The following is a 19,808-nucleotide window of genomic DNA, read 5'->3' as shown; positions in this document are numbered from 1 at the left end:
ACCTTATGTGAGTATTGAATTGACGTATCCCCGGGTATCTTTGTCCACTTCTTGAATGTCCGCCAGGCTCGGTTTTTTAATCAACTGATGGCGGGATAGTGCCTTTTCGATACAGTCTTCAATAGCCAAAAACGGTATCTTGCCGGCTAAAAAGGCGGCGACAGCTACTTCATTTGCCGCATTTAGCACTGTCGGCATTGTTCCTCCTATTTTACCTGATTCAAAAGCAAATTGTAAGCATCGGAACCTGTCAAAATCAGCTTTCTCAAAATGGAGGCTGCCGATTTCCCATAATTCAAGCCTTTTCGCATCCGGCAATGGCAACCGGTCAGGATAAGTGAGCGCATACTGGATTGGAACCCTCATATCCGGAGTTCCGAGCTGTGCGATCACACTTTTGTCATGAAACTCAACCATTGAATGGATGATGCTCTCCTTATGTAAAACCACATCTATTTGTTCATACGGTATATCGAAAAGCCAATGTGCCTCGATCACCTCTAAACCCTTATTCATCATTGTAGCCGAATCAATCGTAATTTTTGCGCCCATCGACCAATTGGGATGTTTTAACGCGTCCTCTACTGTAACTGATTCGAGCTCCTCCCGCTTCTTGTCCCGAAAGCTCCCGCCGGATGCCGTAATGATGAGGCGGTCAATGTTTTTAGCCTGTTCGCCTTGAAGCGCTTGAAAAATTGCCGAATGTTCACTGTCAACGGGCAGAAGCGGAACATCATACTTCTTAGCATGTTCTTTTACTATATGCCCTGCAGTGACAAGAGTTTCCTTATTTGCAAGCGCAATTGTTTTTTTCTGTTCAATTGCCTTTAACGTCGGGATAAGGCCGACGCTTCCGAGCAAGGCGTTGACAACAATGTCAACCTCCTCCATCACTGCTGCTTCTATCAGTCCTTCTTCTCCCAGCCCGATTTGGCATTCAAAAGAAAAAGACATTTGTTTTAGTTCATGATATGTATCCAGATCACCGACAGAGACAAACTTCGGCTGAAAGGCCTCTATCATTGGAAGGGCCTTATCAATATTTCTGCCAAACGACATAGATACCAGCTGAAATTGATCTTGATGTGTACGCAATACGTCAAGAGTCTGTTCGCCGATTGATCCTGTTGCTCCTAAAAGACAAATATTTTTCAAAGTTGCCACTACTCCTATTCTTTTTGCTGCATGATCAGTCTCATATTCATATTAGACTTTTTTATGAAAAAAGGGCAAGCAGAAAGTACAAGAAAGGCATGACAAACAAGAAACTGTCAAAACGGTCTAATATACCGCCGTGCCCGGGAAGAATCTTCCCAGAATCCTTTACATCGTAATGTCTTTTCAAGGCAGATTCCACTAAATCTCCAAGTTGTCCGAAAACAGACAAAAACAGTGTGATCAACAGCAGATAGATATACGGGATCGGAAGATGTGTAACAAGCTGAAAAATTGTCGCCAGTATAAGTGCGATGACAATTCCACCTGCAAAGCCTTCCACTGTTTTATTCGGACTGATTTCAGGCCACAGTTTTCGCTTGCCAAGCGATTTCCCGACAAAATACGCACCGGAATCAGTGGACCAAATCACAACACACGCGTAAAAAATGTATGTTAACCCATATTGGTCAAGATTTCTGATTTCGATAAAATAATGAAAACACATTCCGATGTAAATTGCTGCAAGCGTAATAAACCCGACTTCATCAAAAGTAAAGGTGTTTTTCACCAACACCGTGTAAGTCAGCAAAAGCAGTACCGCAAACAAAGTAATTTCCATTTTTGAAATACCGTCCGCTTCAAAAAACGAATACTGGCTTGGCAATAAGAACAGCCACAATAATAAAAGACCGACCAAACCCGGCAGTGAAACCAACTTCAGCTTTTTCATCCGTAAAAGTTCAAAAAGCGCCACACTGCCCATGGCATAAACTAATATGGTGAACGGCAATTTCCCGACAATAACCAAAAATAAAAATACAATTGCTGCCAGAACACCTGTCAAAATTCTTTGTTTCATGTCCACCATCCTCTAAATTCCGCCAAACCTCCGGCCTCTCTGCTGATACTCTCCTAACGCCTGTAAGAAGTGATTCTCTTTAAAGTCAGGCCACAAGACGTCAGTAAAGACAAATTCACTGTAAGCAACCTGCCATAGCATAAAATTGCTCAGTCTAATCTCGCCGCTCGTTCGAATTAAAAGTTCAGGATCCTGCAAAGATTCAGTCATTAAATAATTAGAAAAAAGCGATTCATCAATGTCTTCAATATTCAAAGAGCCTTCCTTCACTTTTTCCGCGAGTGATTTTGCAGCAGTGACAATTTCAGTGCGTCCTCCATAATTGAGAGCAAAATTAAGGATCATTCCATCGTTTTGCGCCGTATCCTTTACAGCCTTTTCAATCGCACGTAATGTGTGTGCCGGCAAAGCCGTTTCATCTCCAATAATCCGAACCTGTACATTTTCCTCAACAAGCTCTGGAAGGTACGTATTTAAAAATTCTTCCGGAAGCTTCATTAGAAAATCGACTTCCATTTTCGGCCTCTTCCAATTTTCTGTTGAAAAAGCATACAATGTCAGTACTTTGACACCTAATTCGTTCGCAAGCTTCGTTGTCCTTTTTACCACCTTCATCCCTTCATGGTGGCCTGCAATTCGGGGAAGAGAGCGTTTTTTAGCCCAACGGCCATTTCCATCCATGATAATGGCGATGTGTTCGGGGATTTCCCCCTTAAGTATGTCTTCTTTTGTATAACGTTCTAAGTTGGAAGCCGCAGTTTGCTGGTTCTTCCAATTTTTGAGTATGTTGAGCATGAGATTCCTCCGTCACCCAAAAAGGTTGCATTCCCTGCTGATAGTCAATGTAATCAACAGTATTAACAAAAAAACCCCCTGTAAACATGAGAGGGTCTTTTCACTATTATCTATTGTACATAGTTTTTCATTAAACTTCCATGATTTCTTTTTCTTTGTCTTTTGTGACACTGTCAATTTTTGACACATATTCATCTGTCAGTTTTTGAACGTCTTCAGTTGAAGCACGCAGTTCATCCTCTGTAATGTCTCCGTTTTTCTCAAGTTTTTTGAGATCATCGTTAGCATCACGGCGAACGTTACGGACAGCTACTTTCGCGTCTTCAGCATATTTTTTTACAACTTTTACTAATTCTTTACGTCTTTCTTCCGTTAATGCCGGAATCGCAATTCGAATCATATTGCCGTCACTTGTTGGCGTAAGGCCTAAATCAGCTTTTAAAATTGCTTTTTCGATATCGCCGATTGCTGATTTGTCGTATGGCGTTACAACGAGCATACGAGCTTCAGGCACGTTAATAGAAGACAGCTGATTTAAAGGTGTCTGTGCCCCGTAATATTCAACCGTCACTTTATCTAATAAAGATGGATTTGCACGGCCTGCGCGTACAGTAGCCAATTCGCGGGAATAAGCAGCAATAGCTTTTTCCATTTTTTCTTTTGTTTGAGTTAATACTTCTTTTGACACGTTATTTCCCCCTCACGATCGTTCCGATAGATTCACCGATAACGGCACGTTTGATATTTCCTTCTTCCATAATAGAAAAGACGATAAGCGGAATGTCATTATCCATGCATAAAGATGATGCTGTTGAATCCATGACTTCCAGGCCGTCTTTAAGAACGTCAAGATAAGAAAGTGATTCATACTTAACAGCTGATTCATCTTTTCTAGGATCAGCATTATACACACCGTCAACATTATTTTTAGCCATTAAAATAACGTCTGCTTCAATTTCAGCAGCCCGCAGTGCAGCCGTCGTATCAGTAGAGAAATATGGGTTTCCTGTGCCCGCAGCGAAAATAACGACACGTTTTTTCTCTAAGTGGCGTATCGCTTTTCTTCTTATGTACGGTTCAGCAACTTGTCTCATTTCAATGGATGTTTGCACTCTAGACTGGATTCCGAGTGTTTCCAAGCTGTCTTGAAGAGCAAGCGAATTCATAACTGTCGCCAGCATTCCCATATAGTCAGCAGTTGCACGGTCCATGCCAAGGTCACTTCCTGTTTTTCCGCGCCATAAGTTGCCGCCGCCTACTACAACAGCCACTTCGACTTCAAGCTCAGCGATTTCTTTCACTTGCTTTGCAATGGATTGAATGACAGTTGGGTTAATTCCGTTTCCCTGTTCTCCTGCCAATGCTTCCCCGCTAAGCTTTAATACGATACGTTTGTATTTTGGTTTTTCCATGATAACCTCCAAGTGTAAACATTGCCGTTTTCTATTATGCAAGAGAAAAAAAGGTTTGTAAATATAGTTTTAAAAATAGGGAACACAAATTGTGTCCCCTATACTGCCTGAAAAGTCGCGACTTGGCCGCGAAATCTTTTCGCCATTATTTTTTCACTTGGTTCATTACTTCTTCAGCAAAGTTTTCTTGACGTTTTTCGATGCCTTCTCCAACTTCATAGCGGACATAAGTTTGAACAGTTGCGTTTTTCGCTGCAACAACTTGTTTCACTTTTTCATCTGGGTTTTTAACGAACGCTTGGTCTAAAAGACAAATTTCTTCGAAGAATTTGTTCAGACGGCCTTCAACCATTTTCGCTACGATGTTTTCAGGTTTGCCTTCTTGAAGAGCTTGCTGAGTTAAGATTTGACGCTCATGGTTTGCTTCTTCTTCAGAAACTTGATCACGAGAAATGTAACGAGGGTTAACCGCAGCAACGTGCATTGCGATATCTTTCGCAGTTTCTTCGTCAGTTGTACCGTTAAGAACAGTTAATACGCCGATGCGGCCGCCCATGTGAAGGTAAGCACCGAATGCAGAGTTGTCGTCTTTTGTAAGAACTGTAAAGCGGCGAAGAGTGATTTTCTCACCGATTTTAGCAACTGCGCTTGTGATATACTCTTCAACAGTAGAGCCGTTTTCCATTTTTTGACCCATTGCTTCTTCAACATCTGCAGGTACATTTGCAAGAAGGTGGTCAGCTAAAGTGTTAAGAAGCTCTTTGAAGCCTTCGTTTTTCGCAACGAAGTCAGTTTCAGAGTTTACTTCTAGGATAACACCTTTGTTGCCGTCAGTTTTAATAAGAGTAGAACCTTCTGCTGCGATACGGTCAGCTTTTTTCGCTGCTTTCGCAATCCCTTTTTCTCTTAAAAGGTCAATTGCTTTGTCCATATCTCCGTCAGTTTCAGTTAACGCTTTTTTACAATCCATCATGCCCGCGCCAGTTTTTTCACGCAGTTCTTTTACTTGCTGTGCAGTAATTGCCATTTGTATTCCTCCTTATATGTTTAAACAAGAGTATGTATATTACACATTTTTCTTGAAAAAAGGTGATAAAAGGCAGTCCCTCTTATCACCTTTTGAATAGGTTACGCAGTTGTTGTTTCTGTTTCTGGTGCAGTTTCTTCAGCAACTTCCGCTTCTTCTTCGCCTTGCTTCGCTTCTAAGATTGCATCTGCCATTTTAGAAGTTAGAAGTTTAACAGCGCGGATAGCGTCATCGTTCGCTGGGATTACAACATCGATTTCATCTGGATCACAGTTAGTATCTACAATACCGATGATAGGGATGTTCAATTTGCGAGCTTCCGCAACAGCGATGCGCTCTTTGCGAGGATCGATGATGAATAATGCATCAGGAAGATCCTTCATATCTTTAATTCCGCCTAGGAATTTTTCAAGACGTTCTAATTCTTTTTTCAATTGAACGACTTCTTTTTTAGGAAGTACATCAAACGTACCGTTTTCTTGCATTTTTTCAATGTCTTTAAGACGTTTAATACGTTTTTGGATTGTTTCAAAGTTTGTTAATGTACCGCCCAACCAACGTTGGTTGACATAGTACATGCCAGAGCGCTGAGCTTCTTCTTTAACAGAATCTTGAGCTTGTTTCTTTGTTCCGACGAAAAGGATTTTTCCGCCTTCAGCAGCAAGATTTTTAGTGAAGTTGTAAGCTTCCTCTACTTTTTTGACTGTTTTTTGAAGGTCAATGATGTAGATTCCGTTACGCTCCGTGAAAATGTAACGCTTCATTTTTGGGTTCCAACGGCGTGTTTGGTGACCGAAGTGAACACCAGCTTCAAGCAATTGCTTCATAGAAATGACTGACATGTTATTTCCTCCTAATATAATGGTTTTTTTCCTCCGCTTAGGTCATTTTTGTGCAGAACTGCCGCCTGCAGCACCCTCTGCATAAATCGTTAAGCGTGTGTATTTAACACCAAGACATAATATAACACAGCTTTATCCGACAATCAAGAATCCTTTACACCTTTGGAGCGAAATTTTAAAAATAGCTCGATTTCTGTCTTTCCGCTCTTCAGTTTCTGAGCAATTTGACTGGCCGAATACCCCTCTTCATATAATTCTATGACCTGGTCTTCAAATGATTGGACATCACTGTTTACGCTCTCTTCCTGACGCTCAACCTCAGTTATTAGACCTTCAATATGTTCAGGGAGGTTTTCTTCTTGAACCGCATCCAGCTCTGAATCTTTTTCAATGTGCAGAAGGTCTGGCTTTTGAGTCTCTTCTTCCGCTTGATTTGAAGATGAATCGGTATTTTCTATCAGTTTTTCATTTTCTTCTTTTAATTCAAGTAGAAATGCCGCCAAGGTGTTTTCCGTCTCTTCAAGTATCTTCTTTTGCTGTTTTTCTGTTTCTTTCACAGCTGCGAGCCTCGTATATAGGATCATGACAGCGTACAGAAGAACGCCGTGGAGCGTAAAGCTTAAAAGCCATAATAGTGTTGACATGTTTTTCACTCGCTAACCATGAAATTCATTATTGAATCACTTTTTCCAGCAGATTCTTTAATTTAAATAGTGCCTTTGAATGGATCTGTGATATGCGGGACGTAGAAAGATTTAATACTTGTCCGATTTCTGTCAATGTCAGCTCCTCTTTGTAGAACAAACTGACCACCAACTGTTCTTTTTCAGAGAGTTCATGAATTTTTTCAGCAAGCTGTGCAATCAGTTCATCCTTCATAATCTTTTCTTCAGGCGGAACATTTTTGTCATCTCTGATCATGACCTGAATGTTTTCACCGTCATCTTGATCATGAAGCTTTTCATCAATTGACAGCAGATTTGCAAAAAAACCTTCATTCATTGTTGACACTACATCCTGTACCGTCATTCCGAGTTCCTCTGCAATTTCTGCGGGCGATACGTTCCGAAGATAGCGCTGCTCAAGCTTTTCAATTGCCGCTTCAACCTTCTTTGTTTTTTCACGTGAAGTTCTGGGCAGCCAATCTTCTTTACGAAGCCCGTCTATGATTGCGCCGCGAATTCTAAACGAGGCGTAGGTATCAAATTTTAAGTCCCGGCTGGGGTCAAATTTTTCAAGGGCATCATATAAACCAAGCATACCAAGGCTCATAAGATCGTCTTTATGCACTGATTTCGGCAGTCCGACAGAAATTCTGCCTACATGATATGTGACAAGCGGCATGTAACGGCGCATTAAATCATCACCGGCTTTAGGATCTTTCCACTCTTTCCAGCGCGTCCAAAGCACCTGATCTTCATAATTCAAGGATTGCATTGTTATCCCCCTAATACCTTAATTAAATCGTTTTTTCACCTTGTTTAACAGTTCGAATATGCAGCATGCAGGACTTCGGTTCAAATTCTATCGTCCGGCCGCTTGAGCCGCCCGTATCTTCACTAATGATAGGAATATTATATAAAGACAGCTGTTCCTTTATCGCTAATACATTTCTCGGTCCGATCTTCATCAAATCATTCGTCGATTTAAATTTAAACATTTCTGATCCGCCGGCCAGCTTTGCTTTTAATGCAAATTTCCGGCATCCCGCTTCTATCAGCATATCAATCGTGGTCTTTACGGCGGTGTCAGCGTACTTAGCCCGATTGAGTTCGGCCGTTTTCGATAACGTCGAATCCGGCAGCATGACATGGACAAGCCCCGCCGTTTGCTTTTCTTTATCATAAAGCACCAGCCCCACACATGATCCCAACCCCGAGGTCCTGATGGTGTCCGGGAAGCGGGCGATCTTCACGTCAGCAATTCCAACCTTTACAACAACAGCCTCAGTTGTACTCATAATGATGCACCCAAGGCGACAAAGAGCTTTTCAAATGAATCATAGTCCGGCAGCATAAACATATGCGCTTTCAGCTCCTGCTGATGGCTTTGGTCAAAAATTGACGTGTCGACAACAATGGCGTGTTCTCCAACCTGGCTGAGCTCCATCAGCCCTTCGCTGATTACAGCGCCAAACATGTCCAATGAAACTTCAGGAACACTCGGGTAAAGCTGGAGTTGCGTCAAATCTGCCAAGGCTGTTAAATATGAACCTGCTAAAATATTGCCCAGTTCATGCAAAGCGGATGAGCTCATATGATCTTCACCTAAGTCTTCTATATCAAAATCGGGGTTCCCTATCAGCTCTCTGATAAACTGCTCCGCCTGATAAAAAGGCATTATAAAGAACATTGAACCCGTTAAGTCGCCTTCCATTCTTAAAAAGATGCTGGCAACCGGGATATCGGCGCCGCCGAAAAAATCAACAAGCTCATCGAAAGACAGCAGCTTTGCAAACGGGACTTCCATATCTATCTTTCTATTTAACAGCTGGGCCATTGCAGAGGCGGAGTGACCGGCGCCTATATTGCCGACTTCCCGCAAAATGTCCATCTGCTCTTCTTTGATTCCATTAAAAATACTCATGTCATAACCCCTTTAAGATTAAGCTTGATCGGGCACAGCGGACTGAGATGATTCTTTATCCAAAACCGCGTTCGCATCAATAATATTTAAAAGTCTGTTCTCTTGTTTGACAATCTGTTCGATCGACACATCCGTATCTTTCTGGATGCTTTCTGGAGCGGATTCGATTTCACTTTCGTGTACGGTAATCACATCATTAGCTTCATCCACAATCCAGCCGATTTCATTATCACGATAAGCAATAATGATAATTCGTGTTTCATCGGTAATTTCATACTCTGGCAAATTCAGGCGCTTTCTTAAATCAATTACCGGAGTCACTACCCCGCGCAAATTAATTACCCCGCAAATATATGGTTCAACGCCGGGCACTCTCGTTGGCTTTTGCCATTTTTCAATTGATTTCACCTGAGTGACGGAAATGGCATACTCTTTGCCATTTACCATAAAAACAATCATTTTTTCGCCGGTTTTAATTTCTGCAGTCATGTGAGACACCTCCTCGAATGGTTAAATAATCAGTGCATTACAATCAATAATGAGCGCTACTTCTCCGTCTCCTAAAATAGTAGCTCCGGAAATTGCAAAGACGTTTGTTAAATAATCTCCGAGTGATTTCAGCACAACTTCCTGCTGGCCAATAAAGGAGTCCACCACAAATGCAGTAGGTTTGTCGCCTTTTTTCACGATAATGATATGGAGCTGTTCCGCATCTTGCCTTGTATCTTCTATTTTAAACTCTTCTTTTAAATAAACGACAGGGACAATGTGCCCTCTAAAGTCAATTACTTCACGGTCATGCGTTTGCAAAATGTCTTTTCTGTCAATAACTGCTGTTTCAATGATTGAAGAAATCGGAATAGCAAATGTCTCTTCTTCCAATTTGATCAGCAGAACTGAAATAATGGACAATGTAAGCGGAAGCTGAATGCTGAACAAAGAGCCTTGACCTTCTGCAGATTTCACACTGACTGAACCGCCAAGAGACTCCAGTTTATTTTTTACAACATCAAGTCCGACGCCTCGGCCGGAAATATCAGAAATTTGATCAGCAGTTGAGAACCCTGGGGCAAAAATCAATTCGTAAATTTCATTGTCTTCTAAGGTATCTGCTTCTTTTTCCGTAATGACCCCGCGCTCAAGCGCTTTTTCAAGAATTTTTTTGCGATTAAGGCCCGCACCGTCATCCTCTACTTCGATAAAGACATGGTTGCCGCTGTGATAAGCTTTAAGCACAACTTTTCCTGATTCCGGTTTTCCCTTTTGCAAGCGTGTTTCCGGTGACTCGATCCCATGGTCAATACTGTTTCTGATCAAGTGAACGAGAGGATCTCCGATTTCATCAATGACTGTTCGATCCAGTTCAGTTTCAGCACCGATGATCGAGAGTTCGATTTTTTTATTCAGCTCTTTTTGAAGCTGGCGAATCATTCTCGGGAACCGGTTAAAAACGGTTTCAACCGGAACCATTCTCATATTGAGAATAATCGATTGCAAATCTCCGGAAATTCTCGTCATTCGTTCAACCGTTTCAGTCAGTTCATTGTGCTCAAGCTCTTTTGCAATCTGCTCGAGACGCCCGCGGTCAATAACAAGCTCTTCAAATAAGTTCATTAATGAATCAAGCCTGTCAATGTTGACACGAATTGTTTTAGATCCGCCGGCAGTATGTTTGGCTTGTTCATCGTTTTTAGCAGGCTGTTTTTGTTTCTCCTGCTTCACAGGTACAGGTGCTGGCGAATCTGCCGGTTTAGGTTCTTCCGGCTTTTCAGCTGATGTTAAAGGAGCTCCTTGAATGACTTCAACATGCTCAATTTCTGAAACGCCATTGATTAATTGTTCTATCTCTTCCGCTGATTGATGTGTTAAGAAACACACTTGAAAGTCAGTACCGAAATCTTCTGTTTCAAGCACTTCCGCACTTGGGATTGTTTTGGCCACTTCTCCGACTTCATTAAGCTTTTCAAACACCATATAGACACGAACTGCTTTTAACATACAGTTTTCGTTCAGAGAAATCTTGATTTCATATCGTTTGAAACCTTGCTCCTCCGCTTCTTGTATGACAGTTCGTTCAAATTCGTCATATTCCCAATCAGATGCTGTATTCTGTGCTTCTGCTGGTTCCGCAGAGGCAGCCGTTTCAGCGTGCGCACCATTTACATCAAGCTTTGCGCTTACTTCTGAGATATCTCTTTTCCCATCCCCGCCGTCAATAATAGACTGAACCATAGCATCCAGGTGATCCAGTGCTTCAAACAAAATATCCAGCCAGTCTGAGGTAACCGCCATGTCTCCGTTTCGGATTGCATCCAGCACGTTTTCAAGCAGGTGGGTTAGATGTGCTAAATCCGTATAGCCCATCGTTGCGCTCATTCCTTTTAATGTATGGGCAGCCCTGAATATATCATGAACGAGCTGAAGGTCAGTCGGGTCTTTCTCTAAAAGGAGAAGCTTTTCATTACATGTTTGTAAATGTTCTTTACTCTCATCAATAAAGACATCTAAATACTGATTCATATCCATTGAATCACACCCTCTCTTTTTTCACACAGCTTGTGATGGATGCTGCGATATCTTCCACATGTTTAATCTCATGAATGAGGCCTGCTTTAACAGCAGCTTTCGGCATCCCATATACGACACAAGATTCTTCAGACTCCGCAATGGTTTTCACATTGCCGGCCGTTAGCATGTCCTTTAAGCCGGCAGTGCCGTCACTGCCCATTCCGGTCATGATAACCGCTACTTTTTCATAGTCTGCCAGTTTACCGACAGAACGGAATAAATAATCCGCTGATGGTTTATGACGGCTTGGTGTATCGTGATTATCAAGAACGATCTGGAGTCCCCCGCTGTTTTTGATAACGGATATGTTTTTTCCGCCCGGTGCAATGTAAACACAGCCGTTAAGAGCCGCTTCACCATCTTTTGCTTCTTTTACTTGAATGTCAGATAAATGATTCAGCCGCTCAGCCAAAGAAGCAGTAAAACCTTCAGGCATGTGCTGAACAACAACCACCGGTGCATTCAAATCCTTAGGGAGCTTCGGTATCACTTTTTGTAATGCCCTTGGGCCGCCTGTTGATGTGCCGATACATACAATTTGCCTGCCTGAACCGAGTTTCGGTTTGCTTAATTCAGGCTTTACAGCACGCACTATAGGTTCAGGCCGAACTGCCTGTGTAGCAGGATGTTTCCGCTTGCCTGAAAGTCCTGCCGCGACGACACGCTCAACTAATTGTTCTTTAATTTTGTACAAATCCAGAGATATTGAGCCTGATGGCTTTGTGATAAAGTCAAAGGCCCCGATCTCTAAACAATTAATTGTGCACTCTTTACCTTTTGCAGTCTGGCTTGACACCATGATGACCGGCAAGTTATAAATCTCAATAATTTTACGCAGTGTGTCTGTCCCATTCATGACCGGCATTTCAACATCAAGAGTAATAACATCCGGATTTAGTAATTCAATCTTCTTAAGCGCTTCTTCTCCGTTTCTCGCAGTTCCGATTACTTCTATCTGCTTTTCCTCGGTTAGAAAATCACTTATCATTTTTCTCATAAAAGCTGAATCATCAACTACAAGCACACGAATCAAATTAAGCCCTCCTCATTAAAAAAGAAGATAATTTCTCTATAAATGTCTGTTTGTCTTCTTTGTGTCTTGTTTCTTCTCTTTCAAACAAGGCGTCCGCTAAAAGACGGACTGACCGGCTGGCTTTTGCCTGAGGACTTTTTATGAAAAAAGGAACCTGTTCGACAACTGCTTTGCTCACAATCGGATCGTCAGAAACGGAACCAACAAACTGAACCTGAACATCCAAAAACATATGAATCGTGCGGGAAAGGCGGGTAAAAGCGTCTAGCCCTTCCTTTTGATCACGGCACCGATTGACAGCCACCTTCATTGAAAGCTTATTTTCCGTCAAAACCAAATGCTTGACCGCGCTGTATGCGTCCATGATGGCCGTCGGTTCGGGAGTCGTTATGATCAAAATATCTTCTGTTGATAAAATAAAAGGCAGCTGATCTTTCGATAAGCCCGCTCCCATGTCAAACAAGACATAATCGAACTGGCTTAACGCATGAGAAAGTTCATTGGCAAAAAACGCCCATTTTCTCTGATCCAGCTGAAACATCGCATCCAGACCGGTTCCCCCTGATATATACCGCAAACCCTTTGCCCCAACGGATAGTGACTGCATCAGAGGCCTGCGTTCGGTTAATACATCGATAATCGTGGCGGACGATGAGTTTCCCATCAATATATCAATGTTCCCCATCCCGATATCAAGATCGATGAGCAGTACCTTCTTACCTTTATCCTGCAGCGCAAGGGCCATGTTTAAGGTAATATTGGATTTTCCGACACCGCCTTTGCCGCTGATGACAGCAAGTGTCTTCGCTTTTTGTGAAAAAACCATAGGCAGAACACGCTGACGCTTTTCCATTTTCGCCCGTAAAGCTGCTGCTTGGTCAAATCTGTTCATCTGCACAGCATCCTTACAAAATCAAGCGGAGATACAGTTTGTATATCCTCCGGCACATTCTGGCCGTTTGTAATAAACCCGGCACCTATTTTTGATTCTGCCAGTATATTAAATACAGAACCCAAGGAAGCAGTTTCATCTATTTTTGTGAAAATGAACTGATTGACAGGGACGGCTGAAAACCGTTTGACAATATGCTTCATATCTTCATATTTTGTAGTCGCGGACAAAACGAGAAATGACTGAATGCTGCTCCCAAAAGGAATCGTTTCTTTCAATTCATCAATGTATTGCTGCTCCTTGAAGTTTCTTCCGGCTGTATCAATAAACACATGATCATACTCAGAAAATAACTCCTTCGCCTGCTGGAATTCTTCTTTTGTATAGCAAACTTCCAGAGGAGCCTGCAGCAGTTCGGCGTATGTTTTCAACTGTTCAACAGCTGCAATACGATACGTATCTGTTGTAATAAAAGCGATTTTTTTCTGTTTTTCAAGCATAGATATGGCTGCGAGCTTAGCCAGCGTTGTTGTTTTACCAGCACCTGTTGAGCCAAACAGTACGATATACTTTGACTGAATCGGCTCCTGCCACTTGTCTGCTGAAGGCAGTGTATCGCATAGTATATCTTGAAGTTTGCCGACCACGTTTTCTTCAGTAAGCCCGCCCGCTTCCACGGAGAAGCGAAGCAATTTTTTTAGAGCGCTCGTCTTCGTTGACTCTTTAATCCCCGTTTCTTCCAAAAGCTTTTCTGCTTTTCGCAGCGGCTCAGGAAGTACAGATTGATAAGCTGAAAAATCACCGGGCTCATGTTGCGCCGAAAATTGAGGGAGATATGTCCTCTCCTCTATTTTCGGACTGCTGACCGGAGTTTTTAATGTTTGTTTCGGCTCAGCTGCTTTTTGAGGTGTTTTTTTCTCAAGAAAGTCTTGATCCAATACGGCAATTACCTCAACAGCAGGCTTGTTGACGAGTCCAAACCATTTTCGCTTTTTAATTTTTTTCGAATTTAATATGACCGCTTCATTACCTAACTCTTTTCTGATGAGAAGTGCCGCTTCTTGCATTGAAGCAGCAGTAAATTTTTTTATTTTCATTAAATATCCACCACTCCAATGCTTTGTACCTCAACATTCGCCTCAAGTTCGTTATAAGAAAGTACCGGAAGATCAGGGAAGTATCGTTCCAGAAGCTGTTTCACATACATTCTGACAGGCGGCGAGCAGAGAAGAATCGCATTTTCCTGACGCAGTGAAAGTTGTTCGGCTTCTTTAGCGACAGAACGTACAATGCTTTCTGAAATATCTGGTTCAAGCGACAAATAATTCCCGTGTTCCGTTTGCTGCACACCGTCTGCTATTGCCTTTTCTACACGGCCCGAACAAGTCACAACCTTTAACACTTCATTTTCTTTGGCAAACTGGGCTGTAATTTGTTTAGCCAGTGCCTGTCTTGTATACTCTGTCAGAAGATCAGAATCTGTTGTTAGTTTTCCATAGTCGGCAAGCGTTTCAAAAATCGTGACTAAATTTCGGATAGAAACTTTTTCTTTTAAAAGCTTAGCCAGCACCTTCTGAATATCACCGACAGACAACGGATTCGGCGTAACCTCTTCCACAAGGACCGGATACGTTTCTTTCAAGTGATCGATCAGCTGTTTCGTTTCCTGTCTTCCGATCAATTCGTGGGCATGCTGCTTAATTTTTTCCGTAATATGGGTTGAAACGACTGATGCAGGATCGACAACTGTATAACCAAGCATGTCAGCCTCATCCTTTACGGATTCGCCAATCCATTTGGCCGGCAGTCCGAATGACGGTTCAACTGTTTCAATTCCTTCAATGAGATCGTCTTCAGGCGTAGGCGACATCGCTAAATAGTGATCAAGCAACAGCTCGCCTTTCGCTACTTCGTTACCTTTAATTTTCAGTCGGTATTCATTAGGCTGCAACGCTATATTGTCTCTGATGCGCACAACAGGAATGACAAGTCCGAGTTCCAGAGCCAACTGACGGCGAATCATTACAATTCGGTCCAATAAATCACCGCCTTGATTGGCATCAGCAAGCGGGATCAGACCGTACCCGAACTCGAATTCTATCGGATCTATGTGCAGAAGCTGAACAACGCTTTCAGGGCTTTTAAGCTCGTCAATCTCAGTCTCTTCCTCAAGGACCTCATCAACTTCCTCTTTTTCCTTACCTGATTTAGATAACGTATAAGCGCCGAAAGCAAGCAGCCCCGCAAGCGGCCCCGTCAGAAAAATGCCAATCGGAGTGAAAATACCAAGAAGCAAAATTGTAGCTGCTGTGACGTATAAAAGCTTTGGATAAGCAAACAGCTGACCTGTAATGTCATGACCCAAGTTTCCTTCAGAGGCAGCTCTTGTCACGACAATACCCGTAGCTGTAGAAATTAGCAGCGCCGGAATTTGCGAAACAATTCCATCCCCTACAGTCAGCATCGTAAAGTGCGAAGCGGCTTCTTGAATGGACATGCCCTGCTGAAGCATTCCGATAACGATACCGAAGATAACATTGATCATCACAATGATGATTCCGGCTATCGCGTCGCCTTTTACAAATTTACTGGCACCGTCCATTGCTCCATAAAAGTCTGCTTCTCTTGCCACTTTTTCGCGGCGGTGCTTCGCTTCCTGTTCGGTAATCATCCCTGCGTTTAAATCAGCATCAATACTCATCTGCTTCCCCGGCATTGCGTCCAGCGTAAACCTTGCCGCAACCTCTGAAACACGTTCAGCACCTTTCGTAATGACGATAAACTGAATAATAATCAGGATGATAAAAACAACGAGTCCAACTAATACATTTCCGCCGACAACGAAATTTCCGAAAGTCTCGACGACTTTTCCTCCCTCACCATGTGAAAGAATCGAACGGGTAGTTGAGACGTTCAAGCCCAAACGAAATAGGGTTAAAAGCAGCAACAGTGACGGAAAGATCGAAAACTGAAGCGCTTCTTGCATATTCATTGTGGTAAGAAGCACGATCAACGCAAGAGAAATATTAATAATGATCAAAATACTTAACAGCCATGGAGGAAATGGAATCACCAGCATCGCCACAATGAGGACCACACTTATTAAAACGGATAAATCTCTTGTTGACATGCTGTTTTTTCTCTCCTTTTAAATCGAAAAATTCAATATACTTTTTGTTTTGTTTTATATACGTAAGCCAGAATTTCTGCCAAGACTTTAAAAAATTCTTCCGGCACTGCCTGGTCAATTTCTACCTGATCATATAACGCACGTGCAAGCGGTCTGTTTTCTACCATCATGACATCATGCTCTTTAGCAATTTTCCTGATTTTTAATGCCAGATGGTCAACACCTTTTGCAACAATATAAGGAGCGTCCATTTTTTCTTCGTCATATTTCAGGGCAATCGCATAGTGAGTCGGATTTGTGATAATGACATCAGCTTTTGGAACCTCCTGCATCATCCGCCTCATCGCCATTTCCCGCTGTTTTTGTTTAATTTTAGACCTGATAATCGGGTCTCCTTCAGATTTTTTGTACTCGTCTTTTATATCCTGCTTTGACATTTTGATATTTTTCTCATAGTCAAACCTCTGATATAAATAGTCGAGACCAGCAAGTATCAACAAAGCCCCTGCACCGCTCAGCCCCATCCACAAGGTAAGTTTTGAAACAAAAGAAAGTGCCTCTTCAGGTGTCAGGAGCGGGAGCCGGAGAATTTCTCCATAATGAAGCCAAAGCACAGCAAAAGCCGCAAAACCGACAACAGTGATTTTCAATATAGATTTAATCAGCTCTACAATCGCCCTCATGCTGTATATTCGTTTAAAGCCTTTGATCGGGTCCAGCTTTTCAAGCTTAGGCTGTATCACTTCAGCAGAAAACAAGAACCCAACCTGCATATAGTTGCTTACGACCCCTGCAACAAGAGCGACAAGCAAGATCGGTGCAAGTATCATGCCCATATCCTCTAATAAGCTGATAAACAGTGTATGCACATTTGATTCTGAGAGCTTCATTGTGAGCGAATCGGTATAAAACGTTTCTATAAATGAAAGCAGCTTGTCTCTCATATATGGACCAATCGCAATAAGCGAAAGGAATATGACGAGTAAAGAAATGGCGGTATTAACATCCGAGCTTTTGGCTACCTGCCCTTTCTTTCGCGTATCCTTCCGTTTTTTCGGGGTGGCTTTTTCCGTCTTCTCTCCCGCAAAAAACTGCAGATCAATTCTAAGCTTCATTAAGAAACACCGACCAATGCTAAAAGATTCCGCATCGTTTCAATCGTTAAACCGAAAACATTCCGCACAACGACGAAGATAACGGACATACACACAATGAGCATGATGAAACTGACAGCAATCTTTAAAGGCAAACCGACCACAAATACATTTAGTTGCGGAACAGTCCGAGCCACGATACCTAATGCTAAATCAACAAGAAACAAACTGGCCACAACCGGCGCTGACATTTGAAAAGCGATAATAAACATCGCATTAAAGCTTTTCGCGATAAAATAAGCAAACTTTTCATCGCCGAAATTCGGAAATGCCTGATCAACTGAAATATACTGAAAGCTGTAGTAAATACCGTCCAGCAGCAAATGATGGGCATTGACACTAAGCATAAACAAAAGTGCCATCGTATAGATAAACTGGCCGATCAACGGACTTTGTGCACCGGTTTGCGGATCAATAACGTTCGCAATTGAAAAACCCATTTGAAAATCAATAAACGAACCGGCAATCTGAACTGCGGCAATCATCATATAAGCGATTAAACCTAGACAGAGACCAACCAAAGCTTCCTTAAACGCCAAGAGCATATATTGCCCATCTATCTCCAAAGAGGGAGGTTTATCAATAGTGCTGAAACAAATGACCGCGAGAAAAAAAGCAAATCCAATACGATGAACAGCCGGGACATTTCGGTGTCCGAATAGCGGAATCGTTACAAAAAAAGCAGAGATTCTAATAAAAACCAGTAAGAAGGCAGGAAATAAATCAATAATCGAATTCATCTCTACATTACCCTGCAAAACGATTTAAATTAGAAAACAGCTCTGTTGTAAATGAAAGAATGGTCGACAGCATCCATGGTCCGAAAAATATCAGGGCCAAGAGAACCGCCACGATTTTCGGAATAAACGCCAAAGTCTGTTCCTGGATTTGAGTTGTTGCCTGAAATATGCTGACGATTAAACCGACCAGTAAAGCGATTGCCAATAGTGGCGCACTGATCATCAGCGTTACGTATACGGCTTTTTCCGCCATAGAAATTACAAATTCTGAACTCACGTTTAGCACCTACCCTAAAAGCTCTGAAGCAAAGATTTCACAATTAAATACCAGCCGTCTACTAAAACAAAAAGTAATATTTTAAAGGGCAGAGAAATCATAACTGGAGGGAGCATCATCATTCCCATTGACATTAAAACGCTCGCCACTACCATATCTATAATTAAAAATGGGATAAAAATCATAAAACCTATTTGAAACGCTGTTTTCAGCTCCGATATCGCAAAAGCCGGAACCATTGTCGTTAGCGGAATATCCTTTAATGATTCGGGTTTATCCATCTTCGCGTAATTCATAAACAGCGCCAGGTCCTTCTGCCTTGTATGTTTACTCATAAATTCTTTGATCGGTTCTTCAGCTTTCGTATACGCTTCATCCAAGCTGATTTTATTGTCCATCAATGGGGTCAGCGCTTCTTTATTAATCTCTGAAAAAGTAGGAGCCATAATAAAAAACGTTAAAAACAGCGCAAGCCCGATAAGAACCTGGTTTGGCGGCATAGATTGCGTCGCCAGTGAAGTCCTGACAAATGACAGAACAATGACGATGCGAGTAAAACAAGTCATAAGAATCAATATTCCAGGCGCCACTGAAAATACGGTTAACAATAATAGTAATTTAACAGTCGAACTAACGTTTTCCGGATCGCTTGAACTGAAAATATTTATAAACTCATTCATGATGACGTGGGCCTTTCTTCTTTCCTTCAGAACGGTTTTGTTTTAACTCTTCAAGCTGCTCTTTTAATGCTTTTGAAAATGAAGGCAGTTTTTGCTGCTGAATTTCAGAACCCTTCAGCGGCTTTACAAACTTTTGCCACTCTATTTTGCTTGACATTGCCTCTTCATGCTGGCTGAGAATGACTTCAATCTCTTTTTCATCCTCAATTTCTTTCAGCAACTGGATCGTCTCTCCTACACCGACGACGAGCACACTTTTTCCGACTTTGATCAATTGGATGGATCTGTTTTGACCGACCGATGTGCCGCCAATATTTTCAACATATTGAAAAGGCTTCAGGAGCCGATTTCTTTTGTTCATGAGCTTAACCAGCCCATAAATCAGCACGATAACAAACAGTAAAGCGAAAATCATCTTCACAAAATCAAAAGCTGAGACAGAAGGAGCAGCCGCTCCCTCCGTCTCATCAGCAGTTTGTGTTGTTTTTTCTTCCTTTTGCTCTGATTTATCTGCAGTTTTTTCATCTTTCTTTTGAAACCATTCGTTTACAGTTGAATTATCAGAGTCTGCCGCTGCTGCAGCAATCGGATGTACACTGAATAAAACGAAAAAACAAATAAAAGCGATGAAATATTGACTCTTTTTCAACAGTCG

The 19,808-nt window shown here is 42.1% G+C and carries 22 protein-coding genes; all 22 read right to left on the bottom strand.

Going from position 1 to position 19,808, the window contains the following annotated elements; translation table 11 throughout:
- Positions 1–3: 3 nt before the first annotated feature.
- The 22 genes from dxr to fliZ all read right to left on the bottom strand — a co-directional run bounded on the left by dxr (position 4) and on the right by fliZ (position 19,802).
- Complete coding sequence (dxr, locus tag EFK13_RS09105; protein WP_129505694.1) at positions 4–1,155, bottom strand: 1-deoxy-D-xylulose-5-phosphate reductoisomerase; 1,152 nt, start codon at positions 1,153–1,155, stop codon at positions 4–6.
- A 61-nt stretch (positions 1,156–1,216) separates the two neighbouring features.
- On the bottom strand, positions 1,217–2,026 hold the full coding sequence (gene cdsA, locus EFK13_RS09100; protein WP_129505695.1) for a phosphatidate cytidylyltransferase: 810 nt from the start codon (positions 2,024–2,026) through the stop codon (positions 1,217–1,219).
- 3 nt (positions 2,027–2,029) lie between these two features.
- Complete coding sequence (gene uppS / locus EFK13_RS09095; RefSeq protein WP_129505696.1) at positions 2,030–2,812, bottom strand: undecaprenyl pyrophosphate synthase; 783 nt, start codon at positions 2,810–2,812, stop codon at positions 2,030–2,032.
- 130 nt (positions 2,813–2,942) lie between these two features.
- The gene (gene frr / locus EFK13_RS09090; protein ID WP_064813795.1) at positions 2,943–3,500 is read right to left on the bottom strand and encodes a ribosome recycling factor; all 558 of its coding nucleotides are present in this window, start codon (positions 3,498–3,500) and stop codon (positions 2,943–2,945) included.
- Position 3,501: 1 nt separating this feature from the next.
- Entirely contained in the window at positions 3,502–4,224 is a 723-nt protein-coding gene (gene pyrH / locus EFK13_RS09085; RefSeq protein ID WP_003220923.1) for a UMP kinase, read from the bottom strand.
- 145 nt (positions 4,225–4,369) lie between these two features.
- Complete coding sequence (tsf, locus tag EFK13_RS09080) at positions 4,370–5,251, bottom strand: translation elongation factor Ts (protein ID WP_064813794.1); 882 nt, start codon at positions 5,249–5,251, stop codon at positions 4,370–4,372.
- A 101-nt stretch (positions 5,252–5,352) separates the two neighbouring features.
- Positions 5,353–6,093: a 30S ribosomal protein S2 gene (gene rpsB, locus EFK13_RS09075; RefSeq protein WP_003220918.1), complete on the bottom strand. Its 741-nt coding sequence runs from the start codon at positions 6,091–6,093 to the stop codon at positions 5,353–5,355.
- A gap of 143 nt (positions 6,094–6,236) precedes the next feature.
- On the bottom strand, positions 6,237–6,737 hold the full coding sequence (locus EFK13_RS09070; protein WP_129505697.1) for a Swarming motility protein SwrB: 501 nt from the start codon (positions 6,735–6,737) through the stop codon (positions 6,237–6,239).
- 28 nt (positions 6,738–6,765) lie between these two features.
- The gene (gene sigD, locus EFK13_RS09065; RefSeq protein WP_003220911.1) at positions 6,766–7,530 is read right to left on the bottom strand and encodes an RNA polymerase sigma-28 factor SigD; all 765 of its coding nucleotides are present in this window, start codon (positions 7,528–7,530) and stop codon (positions 6,766–6,768) included.
- Between the two features lie 22 nt (positions 7,531–7,552).
- The gene (cheD, locus tag EFK13_RS09060) at positions 7,553–8,053 is read right to left on the bottom strand and encodes a chemoreceptor glutamine deamidase CheD (RefSeq protein WP_003220909.1); all 501 of its coding nucleotides are present in this window, start codon (positions 8,051–8,053) and stop codon (positions 7,553–7,555) included.
- Complete coding sequence (gene cheC / locus EFK13_RS09055; protein ID WP_064813792.1) at positions 8,050–8,679, bottom strand: CheY-P phosphatase CheC; 630 nt, start codon at positions 8,677–8,679, stop codon at positions 8,050–8,052. The genes cheD and cheC overlap by 4 nt, the downstream gene beginning before the upstream one ends.
- A gap of 18 nt (positions 8,680–8,697) precedes the next feature.
- Positions 8,698–9,168 carry a chemotaxis protein CheW gene (gene cheW, locus EFK13_RS09050; protein ID WP_129505698.1) on the bottom strand — a complete coding sequence of 157 codons (471 nt, stop codon included), beginning with the start codon at positions 9,166–9,168 and terminating at the stop codon, positions 8,698–8,700.
- Positions 9,169–9,189: 21 nt separating this feature from the next.
- Complete coding sequence (gene cheA, locus EFK13_RS09045; protein ID WP_129505699.1) at positions 9,190–11,205, bottom strand: chemotaxis protein CheA; 2,016 nt, start codon at positions 11,203–11,205, stop codon at positions 9,190–9,192.
- A gap of 4 nt (positions 11,206–11,209) precedes the next feature.
- On the bottom strand, positions 11,210–12,280 hold the full coding sequence (gene cheB / locus EFK13_RS09040) for a protein-glutamate O-methylesterase CheB (RefSeq protein WP_129505700.1): 1,071 nt from the start codon (positions 12,278–12,280) through the stop codon (positions 11,210–11,212).
- Position 12,281: 1 nt separating this feature from the next.
- Positions 12,282–13,178 carry a flagellum location/number ATPase FlhG gene (gene flhG, locus EFK13_RS09035; protein ID WP_129505701.1) on the bottom strand — a complete coding sequence of 299 codons (897 nt, stop codon included), beginning with the start codon at positions 13,176–13,178 and terminating at the stop codon, positions 12,282–12,284.
- On the bottom strand, positions 13,169–14,269 hold the full coding sequence (locus EFK13_RS09030; protein ID WP_129505702.1) for a flagellar biosynthesis protein FlhF: 1,101 nt from the start codon (positions 14,267–14,269) through the stop codon (positions 13,169–13,171). Before EFK13_RS09030 ends, flhG begins: the two co-directional genes overlap by 10 nt.
- Positions 14,269–16,302, bottom strand: a complete 2,034-nt coding sequence (gene flhA / locus EFK13_RS09025; protein WP_129505703.1) for a flagellar biosynthesis protein FlhA — start codon at positions 16,300–16,302, stop codon at positions 14,269–14,271. Before flhA ends, EFK13_RS09030 begins: the two co-directional genes overlap by 1 nt.
- Before the next feature lie 32 nt (positions 16,303–16,334).
- Positions 16,335–17,417, bottom strand: coding sequence for a flagellar biosynthesis protein FlhB (gene flhB / locus EFK13_RS09020; protein WP_129505704.1), 1,083 nt, complete (start codon positions 17,415–17,417; stop codon positions 16,335–16,337).
- Complete coding sequence (fliR, locus tag EFK13_RS09015; protein ID WP_064813785.1) at positions 17,417–18,196, bottom strand: flagellar biosynthetic protein FliR; 780 nt, start codon at positions 18,194–18,196, stop codon at positions 17,417–17,419. The genes flhB and fliR overlap by 1 nt, the downstream gene beginning before the upstream one ends.
- Positions 18,197–18,203: 7 nt before the next feature.
- On the bottom strand, positions 18,204–18,473 hold the full coding sequence (gene fliQ, locus EFK13_RS09010) for a flagellar biosynthesis protein FliQ (RefSeq protein ID WP_014113798.1): 270 nt from the start codon (positions 18,471–18,473) through the stop codon (positions 18,204–18,206).
- 14 nt (positions 18,474–18,487) lie between these two features.
- Complete coding sequence (gene fliP / locus EFK13_RS09005; RefSeq protein ID WP_003245692.1) at positions 18,488–19,153, bottom strand: flagellar type III secretion system pore protein FliP; 666 nt, start codon at positions 19,151–19,153, stop codon at positions 18,488–18,490.
- A complete protein-coding gene (fliZ, locus tag EFK13_RS09000; protein ID WP_129505705.1) occupies positions 19,146–19,802 on the bottom strand; it encodes a flagella biosynthesis regulatory protein FliZ in 657 nt (218 codons plus the stop codon). Before fliZ ends, fliP begins: the two co-directional genes overlap by 8 nt.
- Positions 19,803–19,808: the final 6 nt, after the last annotated feature.

The organism is Bacillus cabrialesii (assembly GCF_004124315.2).
In the GTDB taxonomy this organism is placed as follows: domain Bacteria; phylum Bacillota; class Bacilli; order Bacillales; family Bacillaceae; genus Bacillus; species Bacillus cabrialesii.
Note: the sequence above shows the minus strand (reverse complement) of the source record. Positions and strands in the feature narration are given on the sequence as shown.